Source organism: Streptomyces sp. NPDC057099, assembly GCF_042671245.1.
GTDB classification, from domain to species: Bacteria; Actinomycetota; Actinomycetes; order Streptomycetales; family Streptomycetaceae; genus Streptomyces; species Streptomyces purpurascens.
In genome coordinates, this window is the sequence record NZ_JBHUTX010000003.1 from 95,434 (window position 1) to 111,173 (window position 15,740).

Consider the following 15,740-nt stretch of genomic DNA (forward strand, 5'->3'; position numbering starts at 1 on the left):
CGGCAAGGAAGGGGAGAGGCCCCGACCCGCACGCGCGGCAGCCGTGTGGCCGCACCGCCTTTACAAGGCCGACGCGTCGGCTGGTGGCCGGTGTTCGCCCCGGTCACCCTTCGCCGATCTTCAGACCTGGTCGGCGATCGCGGTGGAGTGCGCCCGCCTGGTGTGGTTGGCGATGCTCGCCGGGGCTCCGGCGTAGTCGCAGGACGAGCACCTCTGCCACACGCCCTCGGACACGGCACGAGTGCTCACCGAATGTCCCGGACCGTATCCGTGTCCGTGCAGCAACTGGGCCACGGAGGAGCCGTACTCGACTGCCAGCAGCGCCGCCTCGGCCACCTTGTCGTGACCGGGGGCGAAGAAGGATCCGGCGCCGACCTTCTTGGCGCATCCGCACCAGCAGGTGCCGGTCGGGGTGAGGTGGGGGAGAGGCTTCGTCGTCATGATGTCACCGTAGGTCAACGACGAGGTCTGGAAAGGGAGTTCGTCGTGTCCTCTGTACCGTCAGTCGGAGCGCAGAGACCGCCGATCCTGCGAAGCCCATCAGTTCCCGAGCCGTCTGTTTCACGCGATCGGGTGATGCCGCGGAGGGGCGGGCACGGGCCGGCTTTGCGGGCCGTTCGAGCTGGTGACGGGGAATTCTCGTCCATTGCCATCACGCAAGCGGGAGCACATCATGGGCCTGCACTTCCACCGCAACCCCGACGGCACGACGACCGGGCGCAACGAGGCGAACGGCTTCAGCGTGACGCATGCCGAAGAGGAAGAGGTGAAGCGGCGGTTGTACGAGGACGCCGGGTGGGAGTACACGCCTCCACCGCCTCCGGTTCCGCCCGGGTTCCATCAGTTCCCCTTGGTGCACGACGAGTTCCGGGCTACCGGGTTCGGGGACGAGCGGTATGCGGGGCTGCGGGCGCGTCCGCCGGAGGGGTGCGTGCCGGTCGACCGGGGGTGCTTCGCCCTGGAGTGCGAGCGGCCGGGAAAGACACTCATGGACGCGGTCGCCGCCACGGTCGCGGAGGTTCGCCGAGAGCATGGGCTGGTGATGAACAGCCTGGGTGTGGAGAAGCCTCAGGAATGGTTCGACGCGGACAACAAGAACGGATACGCGGCGCAGATCGTCGCGCACGTGGTGCTGATGGCCGCCGACCGCGCCCGACTGCTCGGATACGGGCGCAAGGACCTGGTCCGGCTACTCGATGCCACGGGGATCGAGTAGCCGGTGGGGTGAGTCAGCGGTCGTGGGTGTCTTCACCCCCGTGAAGGGTGCGCCTCAGGACAGGGCGGCCGGTCCCGGGACGAAGTCCGGATCCACCTGCGCCGCCAGATCCTCTCCCGTGCGCGCGTCTGCCCACGCCCGGACGTTGCGCAGGTGGAACTCCACGGCGTGCCGGTGCAGCCGCTCCCGGTCGCGGGGGTGGGAGTCGACTGCCTCGCGGAGGAGGGAGAGGGCGTGGCGGTTGTGCGGTTCCAGAGATGCCAGGGGGTCTGAGCCGTCCTGCGCGCGGCCCTGTTCGGCCGCGCGGACCCAGGGGGAGTGGATCAGGTAGGTCAGGAGGTCGTCGCCCACCTCTTCCTTGAGGAAGAGCAGGTCCTCCTCGCACGTCACCTTGTTGCCGACCACCGCGACGCGGATGCCGAACTCGTGGGCGTGGTCGCGGTACTGGCGGTAGACCGAGACGCCCTTTCGGGTCGGTTCGGCCACCAGGAAGGTGAGGTCGAAGCGGGTGAAGAGGCCGGAGGCGAAGGCGTCCGCGCCTGCTGTCATGTCGACCACGATGTACTCGCCGGGGCCGTCCAGCAGGTGGCCGAGGTACAGCTCGACCGCGCCCAGCTTGGAGTGGTAGCAGGCCACGCCGAGGTCGGACTCGTCGAACTCGCCCGTGACCATCAGGGGCACGCCGCCCGCGCGGCCGACGTGCCGGGCGTGGAGTTCGTCGTCGCCGAGCGGGCGCAGGAGACGGGAGCCGCGTCCTGGGGGAGTGGTCTTGATCATCGCCTCGCGGGAGCTGATGCGGGGGTTCGTGCCGCGCAGGAGGTCCTTGATCGAGGGCAGGTGGGCGCCCAGGGGAGGGGCGGACTTCTCCAGCCCGCCGAGCGCCTCGGCGAGGTGCTGGTTGATGTCGCCGTCGATGGCGAGGACCGGGGCGCCGGAGCGCGCCAGGTGGCGGGAGAAGAGTGCCGACAGCGTGGTCTTGCCGCTGCCACCCTTGCCGACGAACGCGATCCTCACGACCGCCCCACCTTGTTGAAAATGGATGTCATGTGGCTAGGTTTAGGGAGTGATCGTCGTCACTGTCAAATCGGTTGGGCCGTATGGGACTTCTTCTTCCGTCCCGGGTGCGGCTCGCCCGGACCGTCGGGCTCGTCCGGCCGGTGCATATGCTGTGCAAGTGCGTCCCCACAGCATCAAGAGCCGCCCCCGGTTCCTCGCCGCCCTTGTCCTCGTCCCGTGCCTGGCCGGCTGCTTCGCCTCCCCGGGAGGGGAGTCGTCGTCGAACGGCGGGCAGTCGGGCTCCCGGCTGCGTGTCGCCCTCGCCTTCCCGCCCGCCGAGAACTTCTCGCCGTACGGAGCCGATGCCACGCTCCTCAGCCGTCTCGGTGTCACCGAGGGCCTGACGGCCTTGGACGCCAACGGCGCCGCGACCCCCGCGCTCGCCGAGTCCTGGCGCCGCGAGGACGACCGCACCTGGCGGTTCACCCTGCGTGAGGCCACGTTCCAGGACGGCGCGGACGTCACCCCGTCCGCCGTGGCCGCGGCGCTCACCCGCGCCACGAAGGCGAAACCCGCGCCCGCCGCCCTCGCCGGTGTCTCGCTCGACGCGAAGGCCGACGGCGACCGCGGCCTGCGCATCACCACGGCCGCCGCCGACCCCGTGCTGCCCATGCGGCTGTCCAGCCCGAGCCTCGCGATCCTCTCCCCGAAGGCGTACGGAGCGAAGGGCAACCCCGACCCGGTCGGAACCGCCACCGGGCCCTTCGAGATCACGAAGGTCAACGGCGGCGGGTCCGCCACCCTCGACCGGTTCGACGACTACTGGGGCGGCCGCGCCCAGGCCTCCGGCATCGACGCCCGCTTCGTCAAGGACGGCACCGCACGCGCCAACGCCGTCCGCACCGGCGACATCGACATCGCCGAGGCGATACCCGTCGCCCAGGCCGCCACCCTCGACAAGGCGACCCTGAAGGAAGCCGGGACCACCCGCACCACCAGCCTGCAGCTCAACACCAAGACCGGTCCCTTCAGGGACCCGAAGCTGCGCGCCGCCGCCCGAGAAGCGGTCAACTCCTCCACCATCGTCAAGGGCGTCTTCGAGGGGTACGCCGACCCGGGCGCGGGCATCTTCGGTCCCGCCGTCACCTGGGCCGAGAGCAAGCGGGTGAAGCCGGCCGGGCGGGCGGACGCCGCCGAGCCCGACGGTGAGCAGATCACCCTCGCCACCTACGACAACCGGCCCGAGCTGCCCGAGACCGCCCAGGTGGTGCAACAGCAGCTTCAGAAGGCCGGCTTCGAGGTGAAGCTGGAGGTGCGCGAGTACTCACGGCTGGAGAGCGACGCGCTCGCCGGGAAGTTCGACGCGTTCATCGGCGCCCGCAACAGCCTCCTCGACACCGGCGACCCCGTCGGCGTCCTCGGCAGCGACTACACCTGCGACGGCGGCTACAACCTGGCCCTGCTGTGCGACAAGAACGTCGACCGGGCCGTCACCGAGGCCGACGGCACCGACGGCACCGGTGAGCGGCAGGACGCCGCCATGGCCGCCGAGGCCGCGACCCTCGGCACGGACGCCGTCGTGCCGCTGGCCCACCAGCAGATCATCGCCGGCGTCTCCACCGAGGTCCGGGGCGTCGTCCTCGACCCCTACGAGCGGACCCTGGTGGGTGTCGGGACACGTCGCTGAGCTCCCTCACGCGGGCAGCTTGGTGTCGATCACGCAGCTGATCTCGACCAACTGCCCGGGGAAGGTCAACTCGGTGACGCCGAGGGCCGTGGCGACCGGGCGGTGGGCGCCGAAGTACGCCCGGTTGGCCTTCGCCACCACCTCGGCGTGGCGCACCAGGTCCACCGCGTACAGCGTCTGGGAGACGACCTGGTTGCGCGTGACGCCGTAGTGGGCCAGGACCTTGTCGATGTTGACGTGGGTCAGCTGGAGCTGGGTGGCCACGTCGTCCTCGGGGCGGAATCCGCCCGCCTCGTCGAACGCGAGCTGCCCGGAGACATGGATCAGGTCGCCGGACCTGATCGCCTGCGCGTAGCCGAAGTGGGTCTCGGCCGGGATGGCGTGGTCGTAGACATCGGGAGTCGTCACAGTTCCTGTCCTTCCGTTCCTTCCGCCGAGCACGCGCTCGCGTGCTCTCTTGCGGTTACTCGGGAACTGTAGGAGAGTGACCGCCGACCTGGAAGAACGCACTTTTCGGTGACTGGGGAACCAGATGGTGACCAAGCAGGAGTTGAGCGGTCTGCCCGAGGACGCGGATCTGCGGCGGGCGGACTCGCTGGCGCGTGAGATCTTCTCGGACGTCGCCAACAAGTGGGCGCTGCTGATCATCGAAGCCCTCGGCGAACGCACCCTGCGCTTCAGCGAGTTGCGCGACGAGGTCGAGGGCGTCAGCCACAAGATGCTCACCCAGAACCTGCGGATGCTGGAGCGCAACGGCCTGGTCGACCGGAAGGTGCACCCCACCGTGCCGCCGAAGGTCGAGTACACGCTCACCGAGCCGGGCCGGGCCCTGCGGGCCACGGTCGACCTGCTCTGCGGCTGGACCCACCAGTACCTCGGTCATATCGAGACGGCGCGAGGGCGCTTCGAGGCCTGACCGGCCGGGCCGTCAGCTCGCGACCAGTTCCCGCACCTGCCGCCGGGCCGAGGTCTCCTCGACCCGCGAGGTCCGGTACAGCCACAGCACGTCCCGCCCGAACGACCACACCAGCAGGCCCAGGGCCAGGGCGGCGACCCCGAAGTTGCCCGCGTACGGCAGCAGATCGGCGCCCGCCACCAGCAGGAGCACGCCCTGGAGGGCCGCGACCGTCTTGCGGGCGGTGCTCGGCGGGAGGGCGGCGGTCAGCCAGGGCCAGACCCGCGCGGCGGCGACGAAGACGTACCGCATACCGCCGATGAGCAGCACCCACGGGCCCAGCTCCATCGACACGTACACGCTCAGCACCAGGATCAGGAACGCGTCGACCTCCATGTCGAAGCGCGCGCCCAGCGCAGTCGAGGTGCCGGTGCGGCGGGCCACCTTGCCGTCGACGCCGTCGAGGATCAGGGCGACCGCCGTCAGGCCGACGAACAGCGACACGGGCGGCGAGCTCTGGAAGGAGTCCGCGACGAGCGCGGTGACCCCGCCGACGAGGGTGGCGCGGCCGAGGGTGACCCGGTTGGCCGCGCCGAAGGAGCGCAGCCGGGAACGGTGCAGGGCCCGGGAGAGCACCGCCCAGGTGGCGAGGGCGAACGCGAGGCCGGTCAGCCAGCCCGCCGGGCCCATCCCGATCGCCGTACCGATCAGGGCGAGCAGCAGGACCTGCACTCCCGCCCCCAGGGCGGTCTCCTGCTGTACGAGCCTCGCGTCGTAAGTGTTGTTCAGGGCCACCGAACACCCTCCGGCCGTGTGACAGAGTCGATCAACGCCGCTACCTTGTGCGCGGCCTGTGCACCCCTCGGTACGCAAGCAGCTTCCCGATCGTTCAGGAGGACTTCGATGAAGCACACCGCACGGGCGTTCTGGATCGACTCGCCTGGGCGAGGCGGCATCCGGGACGTCACCCTGCCGGACCCCGGCGAGGGCGAGGTGCTGGTCCGCACGCTGTATTCCGGCGTGAGCCGCGGCACGGAGACGCTCGTCTTCCGCGGCGGCGTGCCGGCCAGCCAGCACACGGCCATGCGGGCACCGTTCCAGGAGGGTGACTTCCCGGGCCCGGTGAAGTACGGCTACCTCAACGTCGGCCTGGTGGAGGAAGGGCCCGAGGAACTGGTCGGCCGTACGGTGTTCTGCCTCTATCCGCACCAGAGCCGGTACGTCGTCCCGGCGCATGCCGTCACACCCGTACCGGACACCGTGCCGGCCGAACGGGCCGTGCTCGCCGGGACCGTGGAGACCGCCGTCAACGCCCTGTGGGACGCCGCGCCCCTGGTCGGCGACCGGATCGCCGTGGTCGGCGGCGGCATGGTCGGCTGCTCGGTGGCCGCCCTGCTCGCCCGGTTCCCCGGCGTCCGCGTCCAGCTGGTCGACGCCGACCCGTCCCGCGCCGCCATCGCCAAGGCCCTGGGCGTCGGCTTCGCCGGCCCCGCGGACGCCGAGGGCGAGTGCGATCTGGTCGTCCACGCCAGCGCCACCGAGCAGGGCCTCGCCAGGTCCCTGGAACTCCTCACCGCCGAGGGGACCGTGCTCGAACTGAGCTGGTACGGCGACCGGCAGGTCAGCCTGCCGCTCGGCGAGGCCTTCCACTCCCGGCGGCTCGTCATCCGCTCCAGCCAGGTCGGCACCGTCTCCCCGGCCCGCCCGAACCGCACGTACGCCGACCGGCTCGCCGTCGCCCTCGACCTGCTCGCCGACCCGGCGCTCGACGCCCTCGTCACCGGCGAATCCGCCTTCGAGGAGCTGCCGGACCTGCTGCCGAGGCTCGCCTCCGGCGAGATCCCCGCGCTGTGCCACCGCGTCCGCTACGACCGGAGCGAGTGACCCGTACGACCAGAGCGATTGGCGCATCGGATGACGATTCGTTCCATCCGGTACGACATCGGTACGACAAGAGCGCCTGACCTGAGAAAAGACGTAGCGGAGGCTGAACAGGGGAAGGCAAGCAGCCGTATTACCCGGCATCCCCGGCAGCCAACAGCGGGGGAGCAGACGCGCCGCACCTGGAGGGTCGTCCGTTGTTCAGCATCACCGTCCGCGATCACATCATGATCGCCCACAGCTTCCGTGGCGACGTCTTCGGACCGGCGCAGCGCCTGCACGGGGCCACGTTCCTCGTGGACGCCACCTTCCGGCGCGAGGCGCTGGACGAGGACAACATCGTCGTCGACATCGGGCTGGCCACCCAGGAACTCGGAGCGGTCGTCAGCGAGCTGAACTACCGCAACCTCGACAACGAACCCGACTTCGCCGGTGTCAACACCTCTACGGAGTTCCTCGCCAAGGTCATCGCCGACCGGCTCGCCGAGCGCATCCACAAGGGGGCGCTGGGCGAGGGCGCCAAGGGCATCGCGGGCCTGTCGGTCACCCTGCACGAGTCGCACATCGCCTGGGCGAGTTACGAGCGTGCGCTGTGACCGACACGACCATCGAGCGGCCCGGGCAGACCGGACCGACACGCCTGAACTACGTTCCGGTGCAGCACGCCGCCCTGAAGAACGCCGAGATCATCCCCATGTCCCTGCGCACCGTGCACTTCGTGCTCCCCGGTGGCATCGACGACCCGGCGGCGCCCAGCGGCGGCAACGCCTACGACCGGCGCGTCTGCCTGGACCTGCCCGGCTTCGGCTGGCAGGTCACCAAGCACGCCGTCGCCGGTGACTGGCCCCGCCCGGGAGCGGCGGCTCGTACGGAACTGGCCCGAGTCCTGAGCGAACTGCCGGACGGTGCCGCCGTCCTGCTCGACGGCCTGGTGGCCTGCGGGGTCCCGGAGATCGTCGTGCCGGAGGCGGAACGGCTGCGCATGGCCGTCCTCGTCCATCTCCCGCTCGGCGACGAGACGGGGCTCGACCCGGTCGTGGCCGCCGAACTGGACGCCAAGGAGCGGGCGGTGCTGCGGGCGGTGCCGGCGGTCGTCGCCACCAGCGACTGGGCGGTCCGCCGCCTGGTCTCCCACCACGGCCTTCCCCCGGAGCGCGTCCATGTCGCGGCCCCGGGCGCCGACATCGCACCCCTCGCACCCGGCACCGACGGGGTCTCGCGGCTGCTGTGCGTGGCCGCCGTGACCCCGCGCAAGGGGCAGCACCGGCTGGTGGAGGCGCTGGCCACGGTCACCGACCTGCGGTGGAGCTGCGTCTTCGTCGGCAGCCTCACCCAGGAGCCCGAGTACGTCGCCCATCTGCGGTCCCTCATCGCCGAGCACGGCCTCGAGGACCGGCTGGAGCTGGCCGGCCCGAAGGCCGGCGCCGCACTCGACGCCAGTTACTCCACCGCCGACCTGATGGTCCTCACCTCCTACGCCGAGACCTACGGCATGGCCGTCACCGAGGCACTGGCCCGGGGCATCCCGGTCATGGCCACGGACGTCGGCGGGCTCCCCGAGGCGGTCGGCCGCGCCCCCGACGGCGGCGTGCCCGGCATTCTCGTCCCGCCGGAGAACCCCGCCGCCATCGCCGCCGAACTGCGCGGCTGGTTCGGCGAGGCGGATGTACGGCGTCGCCTCAAGGCCGCCGCCCGCAGTCGCCGCGCCTCGCTCGACGGCTGGGCGACGACCGCACAGAGCCTGGCGGCGGTACTGCGCCGGCTCCCGACCGAACCCCGGAGGGCCGCATGACGAACCCGGCGACGACCCAGCAGAGCGGGGCGATTCCGACGCAGCCCGGGCCCAGAGAGGCCGCCGAGTCGGCAGAGGCCGTCAAGCCGGCGGACGCCACGGCTGCGAAGCCGGGAGACTCGGTGATCGCGTGGGCGGGTGACGCGGTCGTGGCGGGCGCCGTCATCCCGGGCGCCGGCCCCAGCGGCGCACCCGGCTCTCGGCCCACCGTGAAGCTGCGCGAGGCCGACCCCGACGATCCGCCCCGCTACGCGCCCGAGTGGCTGGAGCTGCGCGAGCCGGCCGACGCCGCCGCGCGGGCCCACGACCTGCTCGACCCGCTGCGCATCCGGCTCGCCAACCTGCCGGGGAAGTCGGGCGTCGCCATCCACGACCTGGGCTGCGGCACCGGGTCCATGGGCCGCTGGCTCGCCCCCCGCCTGGACGGCGCCCAGCACTGGGTGCTGCACGACCGCGATCCCTACCTGCTGCACTTCGCCGCCGTCGCCAGCCCGCGTTCGGCCGCCGACGGCAGCCGGGTCTCGGTGGAGACGCGGCGCGGTGACGTCGCCCGCCTCACGCCGGACGCCCTGAAGGGCGCGTCCCTGGTGACGGCGTCCGCGCTGCTGGACGTCCTCACCCGCGACGAGATCGACACCCTCGCCGCCGCCTGCGCCGGAGCCGGCTGCCCCGCCCTGCTGACGCTGTCCGTCGCCGGGCGCGTCGAACTGACCCCGTCCCACCCGCTGGACACGGAGATCGCCCAGGCGTTCAACGAGCACCAGCGCCGCGACGGCCTGCTCGGCCCGGACGCGGTCACGGCGGCGGCCGAGGCGTTCTCCGAACAGGGTGCGACCGTACGGCTGCACCCGAGCCCCTGGCGGCTCGGCCCCGAGCAGGCCGCGCTCACCGAGCAGTGGCTGCGCGGCTGGGTCGGCGCCGCCGTCGAGCAACGCCCCGACCTGCGCGATCGCGCCGACACCTATCTGGCCGAACGCCTGGCCGCCTGCGCCGCCGGTGAGTTGCGCGTCCTCGTCCACCACACCGATCTCCTGGCCCTGAGCCGTCCGGCGGGCGGAGCGTCATGAGCCCCCAGGCGACGGGGACACGTCCGCGACCGACGTCCATCGAGAGCGACCGGCTGCCCCGGAGCGGTGACAGCGGCAGTCCGCTCGGGGCCCCCGATGCCCCGGCACCGGAGGCTTCCCGCCCTGCCGGTTCCCCGTCGCCCGGCCCGGTCCGGGCCGTCCTGACCCGGATCGGCTCCCGCAAGGTCCGTACGCATCTCGGCACCCTCGCCGGGATCGCCATCCTCGGTGTGCTGTTGTGGCGGCTCGGTACCGGAGTCTTCCTGGACGGGCTGAGCCGGATCGACGGCACATCGTTGCTGCTGGCGCTCGGGATCGGGCTCGTCACCACGGTGTTCAGCGCGTGGCGGTGGGCGCTGGTGGCCCGGGGGCTCCGGATCCGGCTGCCGTTCGGACCGGCCGTCGCCGACTACTACCGCGCGCTGTTCCTCAACGCGGCGCTGCCCGGCGGCGTCCTCGGCGACGTGCACCGGGCGGTCCGGCACGGGCAGAGCGAGGGCGACCTGGGCCGGGGCGTGAAGGCGGTCGTCCTCGAACGGGCCGCCGGACAGATCGCCCTGTTCGCCGTCGGGGCCGTGGTGCTGCTGACCATGCCGTCGCCGGTGCTGGACGAGGCCCGGCACATCGCCCCGCTCGCGGCCCTGGCCGCGGTGGGCGCCCTCGCCGTGCTCCTCGCCGTGCGCATGAACCGGGCGGCGCCCTCACGCCGGGGCCGGAAGCTGCGCGGGGTCCTCGCGGAGGCACGCGAAGGGCTGCTGTCCCGCCGCAACGCGCCCGGGGTCATTGTCTCCTCCGTGGTCGTTCTGGCAGGTTACGTGGCCATGTTCGTCCTCGCCGCCCGTGTCGCCGGGACCACCGCCTCGGTGGCCGTCCTGCTGCCGCTCGCGGTCCTCGCGCTGCTGGCGATGGGGCTGCCGCTGAACGTCGGCGGCTGGGGGCCGAGGGAGGGCGTCACCGCCTGGGCGTTCGGCGCCGCGGGGCTGGGCGCCGGCCGGGGACTCGCCGTCGCGGTCGTCTACGGGGTGCTCAGCCTCGCGGCGAGCCTGCCCGGCCTGATCGTCCTCGTCGCCCGCTGGTACACGGGCCTGCGCGCCCGGTCCCGGGCCGCCGCGCCCGCAAACGACTACCCGTCAGCCCCGCCGTCCTCGGAGGTCAGCATCGAGAAATACGCCCCGAAGGAATCCGCGAGGCTCGCCAGGAGTTCCTTCCCCTTTTCCGCCGAGCCCAGCGAAGGACGGCCGATGACACCGGAATCGGTATAGCCGGACATGCCGAGGGTGAGCAGATGACGCCGGTCGTCAGCGACGAAATCGGAGGTCTCATATCCGGGTCGGAGCATTTCGGGATGAGCGTGCAGAAGGATGGAGGTTTCTATTTCCCCCGCGTGCATGTCGGTGAGCAGCGAGGTGACCACACCCGCCCGCTCACGCGCCTCCTCCCAGTCCTCCGCGGCCGGGAAGAGCGCCATCCGCTCGCCGCGGGCGGAGGACTCCTGAACCACGTTGCCCAGTACGTAGTTTCCGCCGTGCCCGTTGACCACCACGAGGGCCTCGACGCCGGACCGGCGGAGCGAAGCCGCAATGTCCCGCACCACCGCATGAAGGGTCACCGAGGAGATGCTGACGGTCCCCGGCCAGGCCGCGTGCTCGTGCGAGCACGAGATCGTCACCGGAGGAAGGAGGTGCACCGGGTACGCGCCGGCTATCTCCCGCGCGACGGCACAGGCGACGAGCGTGTCGGTCGCCAGGGGAAGAAACGCACCGTGCTGCTCGAAGCTCCCCACGGGAAGCACCGCGACCTGCCGTGAGACACCGGCGCCCCGCGTCCGTACGTCTTCCGTGGTGTCCGCCGGCACCAGATCACTCATAACGTCACGGCCTTTCGTCTCTGCTTAGGAACTCGAGAATCATGACAGAAAAAATTGGTGTACTCGGCAAGAAGTCACCGCAGCGGACCGGCGTGGAACGCGTCGTGAATGCGCCCCTGCCCACCGTGTACGGGAAATTCCAGGCGGTCGGCTACCTGGACCACGACCGCGGTGACGAACAGGTGGCGCTGGTCTACGGCGACCTCGGCACGGACGACGTTCTCATCCGGCTGCACTCGGAGTGCCTGACCGGCGACGCCTTCGGCTCCCAGCACTGCGAGTGCGGCGACCAGCTCGACGCCGCCCTGCGCGCGGTCGTCGCCGAGGGCGCCGGTGTCGTCGTCTACCTCAGAGGGCATGAAGGCCGAGGCATCGGCCTGCTCGCCAAGCTGCGCGCGATGGCCCTGCAGGCGGAGGGCCTGGACACGGTGGAGGCCAACCTCGCCCTGGGGCTTCCGGTCGACGCCCGTGACTACGGGGTGGCCGCCCGGATCCTGGAGGACCTGGGCGTGAAGTCCGTCCGTCTGATGTCCAACAACCCGCGCAAGCGTGATGCCCTGGTGAGCCACGGCATCACGGTCGCCGAGCAGGTGCCGCTGCTGATCCCGCCGTGCGAGAACAACATCACCTATCTGCGGACGAAGCGGGAGCGTCTCGACCACCACCTGCCCCATCTGGACGCGGTGGTCAGCTCCTCCTGAGGCCCCGGCCGCGTACGCTTCGTGGACGTCAGCCCCTTGAGCGTCGGCCCGGAGGGCCGACGCCTGACGTCCGGAGGCCCACCCGGTATGACCGAGCTCCATCTGTGGCTGCGCCACGAGGCCCGAACGACCGAGCGACGCACACCGATCGTGCCCGACGACGCCCGGCGGCTCGTCGGGGACGGAGTGGAACTGACCGTCGAGGAGTCCCCGCAGCGGGTCTTCCCGATCGAGGAGTACGAGGCGGCCGGCTGCCGCGTCGCGCCCGCGGGCTCCTGGGTGACGGCGCCGCGGGACGCCGTCGTGCTCGGCCTGAAGGAACTTCCCGAAGACCCGGCGGGACTGACGCACCGGCACATCTTCTTCGGCCACGCCTACAAGGGCCAGCCGGGAGCAGCCGACCTGCTGGGCCGGTTCACCGCCGGGGGCGGGACGCTGTTCGACCTGGAGTACCTGGTGGACGACACCGGGCGGCGCCTCGCCGCGTTCGGTTTCTGGGCCGGCTATCTGGGCGCCGCCCTGGCGGTGCTCCGGCACCGGGGCCGGCTGCGGGCACCGCTGACGCCCACCACCAAGGAGGAGCTGGACGAGACCCTCAAGCCCGCCGCCGAGGACCCCGAGTTCACGAGCCTGGTCATCGGCGCCCTGGGACGCAGCGGCCGCGGTGCCCGCGTGGCGTTCGCCGCCGCCGGTGTCGACCCGACCTGCTGGGACCTCGCCGAGACCCGCGACCTGGACCGCCGCGCCCTGCTGGACCACGACGTGATGGTCAACGCGGTCCTCGCCACCACCCCCGTCCCGCCCTTTCTCCGCGCTCAGGACCTCGACACCCCCGACCGCCGGCTGCGCACCCTGTGCGACGTGACCTGCGACGTCGGTTCCCCGCTCAACGTCCTTCCGGTGTACGACGACACCACCGACTGGGACGAGCCCGTACGCCGGCTGCGCGACGACCCTCCGCTCGACCTGATCGCCATCGACAACCTCCCCTCCCTGCTGCCGCTGGAGTCCAGCGCCGACTTCTCGGCCGCCCTGTATCCGCAGCTCCTCGACTTCGGCGTCGCCGGGCCCTGGGGGCGCTGCCTGGACCGGTTCCGTCAGGCCTGCCGTGAACACGGACTCGACAAGGGGGAATTCGATGAGGGGGAGTTCCATGACCACTGACCCGGTACCCGCGAGCGGAACCGTCCACTGGATCGGCGCCGGCCTCTCCACCGGCAGCGGACTGGCCGCGCTGTGCGACACCGCCGAGCGCGTACGGCTCTGGCACCGCACCGAGAGCCGCGCGGCCGACGCCCTCGGCCGGCTGGGCCTCGCCGGACGGGCCGAGCCCCGTGCCCACACACCGGCCGCGCTCGCCGCCGAACTCGCGCCCGGCGACGTCGTCGTGTCCATGCTGCCGGCGGCCGAGCACGCGCCGCTGCTCGCCGAGTGCGTACGGCGGGGAGCGCACTTCGCCTGCTCCAGCTATGTGTCCCCGGCGGTGCTGGAGCAGGTGCCCGCGGCCGAGAAGGCCGGGGTCGTCGTCCTCACCGAGTCCGGGCTCGACCCGGGCATCGACCACCTCTTCGCGCACGACCTCGTCGCCCGGGCCCGGGACGCCATCGGCGACGGGACCCCTGCCTCGTACATCCTCACCTCGTACTGCGGCGGTGTCCCCGCCGTCCCGAACGACTTCACGTACCGCTTCAGCTGGGCACCAGCGGGCGTCCTCAACGCCCTGCGCTCCCCGGCCCGTTACATCGACGGCGGTGCCGAGACCGTCGCCGACCGTCCGTGGGAGGCGACCCGGCGGCATGTCGTCGAAGGGGAGACGTTCGAGGTCTACCCCAACCGCGACAGCGTCCCGTTCGTCGCGCAGTACGAGCTTCCCGACGCCTGGACGCCGCGGACGTTCGTACGCGGCACCCTGCGTCTTGAGGGCTGGCTGCGGGCCTGGGACGGCGTCTTCGAGGAGCTGAAGGGGGGCGACGACACCCGGATCGCCGCCCTGGCCCAGGAGTTGGCCGCCACCTACCCCACCACGGACGAGGACCGTGACCGGGTCGTTCTCGCCGTGTCGCTGGAGGTACGGGCCGAGACCGGGCGGACGTGGGCGGGCGGCTACCTCCTGGACCTGGTGGGGGACGCGAGGGAGAGCGCGATGGCCCGCTGCGTCTCACGCACCCTCGCCCTCGGCGTCGGCCACGTCCTGGACGGCTCCCTGCCCCCGGGCCTGAACCGCGCCGCCGAGACGGCGGCCCGGTCCGAGCAGTGGCTGAGTGAACTCGCCCAGGACGGAGTCGAGTTCACCCTGCGCGTCGACCGGTAGCGGTGCTCAGCCCGACAGGGCCTCGTGGACCAGCCTCTTCAGATCCCGGAACACCGTGTGCGAGGACCGGGGCCGCACCTGCGTCATGAACTGCACCGTCAGGTCGCGGCCCGGGTCCACCCAGAACGTCGTCGTCGCCACTCCGCTCCAGCCGTAGGCGCCGAGTCCGGACGGCACGAGGGTGCGGGACGGGTCGATGACCACGGAGCAGTTGAGGCCGAAGCCGACCCCGTCGTTGCCCGGCTCGTCGTGGGCGGGACGGCTGCCGAAGGCGCGCAGGTCGGCGCCGTCGGGCAGGTGGTTGCGGGTCATCAGGTCCACGGTCCCGGGCGCGAGGAGCCGGACGCCGTCCAGTTCGCCGCGGCGGCGCAGCAACTCCGTGAAACGGTGGTAGTCGTGGGCGGAGGCCACCATGCCGCCGCTGCCCGACAGGAACCGCGGCCGGCCGCGCAGCGGCAGCCCCGGGATCGGCTCGATGGCGCCGCCCTCCTTCTCGCCGTACATCTCCGACAGCCGGGGCGCCTGCGCGTCCGTGACGTGGAAGCCCGCGTCCGTCATGCCGAGGGGGCCGAAGACCCGCTCGGCACAGAACACGTCGAGCGGCTGCCCCGACACGACCTCGATGATCCGGCCCAGGACATTGCTGGCCACCGAGTAGTTCCACTGGGTGCCCGGCTCGAACTGCAGCGGCAGGCTCGCGTACACCTCGATGGTCTCGGCCAGGTCGGCACCCGGCGGCACGGACGACTCCAGGCCGGCCGCGCGGTACAGGGCGTCGACGGGGTGGCTGTGGTAGAACCCGAAGGTCAGACCCGAGGTGTGGGTCATCAGGTGCCGGACGAGTATGGGTCCGTCAGCCGGGCGGGTCCGTACGTCGGACCCGGAGCCGCTGACGTACACGCGGGGCTCGGCGAAGGCCGGCAGATGGTCGGCGACCGGGTCGTCCAGCGACAGCCGGCCCTCCTCCACCAGCAGCAGTGCGGCGACCGCGGTGACGGGCTTCGTCATGGAGTAGACCCGCCACAGCGTGTCGGGCTCGACCGGGAGCCCGGCCGCGATGTCACGCAGCCCGTGCGTCGCCAGGTGCGCGACGCGCCCGGCGCGGGCGACCGACACGAGGAAGCCCGGCAGCCGCCCCTCGTCGACCAGTCGGGCGAAGTGCCGGTCCATGTCGTCCAGCACCCGCGGGTCCAGCCCCGCCTCACCCGGATCGGCCTCTTGTCGCAGCTGTGCCATCGCTCTTCCTCCGTCGCGCTCGTCGAGGTGAGAACCGGCATACCCCGCACGGACCGTGCAGGAACAGGTGAATGACACAGGTCACCGGTAC

At 71.8% G+C, this 15,740-nt stretch carries 16 protein-coding genes and 1 pseudogene; 11 read left to right on the forward strand and 6 right to left on the reverse strand.

Going from position 1 to position 15,740, the window contains the following annotated elements; translation table 11 throughout:
- Positions 1 to 120: 120 nt before the first annotated feature.
- The gene (locus ACFT4A_RS05115) at positions 121 to 441 is read right to left on the reverse strand and encodes a hypothetical protein (protein WP_382826094.1); all 321 of its coding nucleotides are present in this window, start codon (positions 439 to 441) and stop codon (positions 121 to 123) included.
- 232 nt (positions 442 to 673) lie between these two features.
- Between ACFT4A_RS05115 and ACFT4A_RS05120 the strand changes: the two genes are divergently transcribed.
- A complete protein-coding gene (locus ACFT4A_RS05120) occupies positions 674 to 1,216 on the forward strand; it encodes a hypothetical protein (RefSeq protein ID WP_382826095.1) in 543 nt (180 codons plus the stop codon).
- A 54-nt stretch (positions 1,217 to 1,270) separates the two neighbouring features.
- On the opposite strand, the gene ACFT4A_RS05125 is transcribed toward ACFT4A_RS05120, so the two are convergent.
- On the reverse strand, positions 1,271 to 2,230 hold the full coding sequence (locus ACFT4A_RS05125) for an ATP-binding protein (protein ID WP_382826097.1): 960 nt from the start codon (positions 2,228 to 2,230) through the stop codon (positions 1,271 to 1,273).
- A gap of 154 nt (positions 2,231 to 2,384) precedes the next feature.
- On the opposite strand from ACFT4A_RS05125, the gene ACFT4A_RS05130 reads away from it, so the two are divergent.
- The gene (locus tag ACFT4A_RS05130) at positions 2,385 to 3,899 is read left to right on the forward strand and encodes an ABC transporter substrate-binding protein (RefSeq protein ID WP_382826099.1); all 1,515 of its coding nucleotides are present in this window, start codon (positions 2,385 to 2,387) and stop codon (positions 3,897 to 3,899) included.
- Positions 3,900 to 3,905: 6 nt separating this feature from the next.
- On the opposite strand, the gene ACFT4A_RS05135 is transcribed toward ACFT4A_RS05130, so the two are convergent.
- Positions 3,906 to 4,307, reverse strand: a complete 402-nt coding sequence (locus ACFT4A_RS05135; protein ID WP_382826101.1) for a Rid family hydrolase — start codon at positions 4,305 to 4,307, stop codon at positions 3,906 to 3,908.
- Between the two features lie 124 nt (positions 4,308 to 4,431).
- Here ACFT4A_RS05135 and ACFT4A_RS05140 point away from each other — a divergent pair, with 124 nt between their 5' ends.
- Complete coding sequence (locus ACFT4A_RS05140) at positions 4,432 to 4,815, forward strand: winged helix-turn-helix transcriptional regulator (RefSeq protein ID WP_382826103.1); 384 nt, start codon at positions 4,432 to 4,434, stop codon at positions 4,813 to 4,815.
- A gap of 12 nt (positions 4,816 to 4,827) precedes the next feature.
- On the opposite strand, the gene ACFT4A_RS05145 is transcribed toward ACFT4A_RS05140, so the two are convergent.
- On the reverse strand, positions 4,828 to 5,589 hold the full coding sequence (locus ACFT4A_RS05145) for a CDP-alcohol phosphatidyltransferase family protein (RefSeq protein WP_382826105.1): 762 nt from the start codon (positions 5,587 to 5,589) through the stop codon (positions 4,828 to 4,830).
- 108 nt (positions 5,590 to 5,697) lie between these two features.
- On the opposite strand from ACFT4A_RS05145, the gene ACFT4A_RS05150 reads away from it, so the two are divergent.
- From ACFT4A_RS05150 to ACFT4A_RS05170, 5 genes and pseudogenes are all read left to right on the forward strand, one after another.
- Positions 5,698 to 6,678, forward strand: coding sequence for a zinc-binding alcohol dehydrogenase (locus ACFT4A_RS05150; RefSeq protein WP_382826107.1), 981 nt, complete (start codon positions 5,698 to 5,700; stop codon positions 6,676 to 6,678).
- Positions 6,679 to 6,872: 194 nt separating this feature from the next.
- A complete protein-coding gene (locus tag ACFT4A_RS05155) occupies positions 6,873 to 7,271 on the forward strand; it encodes a 6-carboxytetrahydropterin synthase (protein WP_215117465.1) in 399 nt (132 codons plus the stop codon).
- Positions 7,268 to 8,467 (forward strand): glycosyltransferase family 4 protein, encoded by a 1,200-nt coding sequence (locus ACFT4A_RS05160; RefSeq protein ID WP_382826110.1) that lies wholly within the window; start codon positions 7,268 to 7,270, stop codon positions 8,465 to 8,467. Before ACFT4A_RS05155 ends, ACFT4A_RS05160 begins: the two co-directional genes overlap by 4 nt.
- On the forward strand, positions 8,464 to 9,534 hold the full coding sequence (locus ACFT4A_RS05165; protein WP_382826112.1) for a class I SAM-dependent methyltransferase: 1,071 nt from the start codon (positions 8,464 to 8,466) through the stop codon (positions 9,532 to 9,534). Before ACFT4A_RS05160 ends, ACFT4A_RS05165 begins: the two co-directional genes overlap by 4 nt.
- Positions 9,531 to 10,568: pseudogene (locus tag ACFT4A_RS05170) on the forward strand (lysylphosphatidylglycerol synthase transmembrane domain-containing protein); the annotation flags it as partial. The gene ACFT4A_RS05165 and the pseudogene ACFT4A_RS05170, both read left to right, overlap by 4 nt.
- 89 nt (positions 10,569 to 10,657) lie before the next feature.
- Here ACFT4A_RS05170 and ACFT4A_RS05175 read toward each other — a convergent pair.
- Entirely contained in the window at positions 10,658 to 11,401 is a 744-nt protein-coding gene (locus ACFT4A_RS05175; RefSeq protein ID WP_382826114.1) for a creatininase family protein, read from the reverse strand.
- A gap of 41 nt (positions 11,402 to 11,442) precedes the next feature.
- On the opposite strand from ACFT4A_RS05175, the gene ribA reads away from it, so the two are divergent.
- From ribA to ACFT4A_RS05190, 3 genes are all read left to right on the forward strand, one after another.
- Positions 11,443 to 12,102 (forward strand): GTP cyclohydrolase II, encoded by a 660-nt coding sequence (gene ribA / locus ACFT4A_RS05180; protein ID WP_382826115.1) that lies wholly within the window; start codon positions 11,443 to 11,445, stop codon positions 12,100 to 12,102.
- A gap of 87 nt (positions 12,103 to 12,189) precedes the next feature.
- Positions 12,190 to 13,266: a saccharopine dehydrogenase gene (locus ACFT4A_RS05185; protein WP_382826117.1), complete on the forward strand. Its 1,077-nt coding sequence runs from the start codon at positions 12,190 to 12,192 to the stop codon at positions 13,264 to 13,266.
- Positions 13,256 to 14,413 carry a saccharopine dehydrogenase family protein gene (locus tag ACFT4A_RS05190; protein ID WP_382826119.1) on the forward strand — a complete coding sequence of 386 codons (1,158 nt, stop codon included), beginning with the start codon at positions 13,256 to 13,258 and terminating at the stop codon, positions 14,411 to 14,413. The genes ACFT4A_RS05185 and ACFT4A_RS05190 overlap by 11 nt, the downstream gene beginning before the upstream one ends.
- A 6-nt stretch (positions 14,414 to 14,419) precedes the next feature.
- On the opposite strand, the gene ACFT4A_RS05195 is transcribed toward ACFT4A_RS05190, so the two are convergent.
- The gene (locus tag ACFT4A_RS05195; RefSeq protein ID WP_382826121.1) at positions 14,420 to 15,649 is read right to left on the reverse strand and encodes a serine hydrolase domain-containing protein; all 1,230 of its coding nucleotides are present in this window, start codon (positions 15,647 to 15,649) and stop codon (positions 14,420 to 14,422) included.
- Between the last annotated feature and the right edge of the window lie 91 nt (positions 15,650 to 15,740).

Bases quoted from the DNA above. Each gene is read 5' to 3' on its own strand.
- ACFT4A_RS05115 (WP_382826094.1), bottom strand. From the start codon at position 441: ATGACGACGAAGCCTCTCCCCCACCTCACCCCGACCGGCACCTGCTGG.
- ACFT4A_RS05120 (WP_382826095.1), top strand. From the start codon at position 674: ATGGGCCTGCACTTCCACCGCAACCCCGACGGCACGACGACCGGGCGC.
- ACFT4A_RS05140 (WP_382826103.1), top strand. From the start codon at position 4,432: ATGGTGACCAAGCAGGAGTTGAGCGGTCTGCCCGAGGACGCGGATCTG.
- ACFT4A_RS05150 (WP_382826107.1), top strand. From the start codon at position 5,698: ATGAAGCACACCGCACGGGCGTTCTGGATCGACTCGCCTGGGCGAGGC.
- ACFT4A_RS05165 (WP_382826112.1), top strand. From the start codon at position 8,464: ATGACGAACCCGGCGACGACCCAGCAGAGCGGGGCGATTCCGACGCAG.
- ACFT4A_RS05175 (WP_382826114.1), bottom strand. From the start codon at position 11,401: ATGAGTGATCTGGTGCCGGCGGACACCACGGAAGACGTACGGACGCGG.
- ribA (WP_382826115.1), top strand. From the start codon at position 11,443: ATGACAGAAAAAATTGGTGTACTCGGCAAGAAGTCACCGCAGCGGACC.
- ACFT4A_RS05185 (WP_382826117.1), top strand. From the start codon at position 12,190: ATGACCGAGCTCCATCTGTGGCTGCGCCACGAGGCCCGAACGACCGAG.
- ACFT4A_RS05190 (WP_382826119.1), top strand. From the start codon at position 13,256: ATGACCACTGACCCGGTACCCGCGAGCGGAACCGTCCACTGGATCGGC.
- ACFT4A_RS05195 (WP_382826121.1), bottom strand. From the start codon at position 15,649: ATGGCACAGCTGCGACAAGAGGCCGATCCGGGTGAGGCGGGGCTGGAC.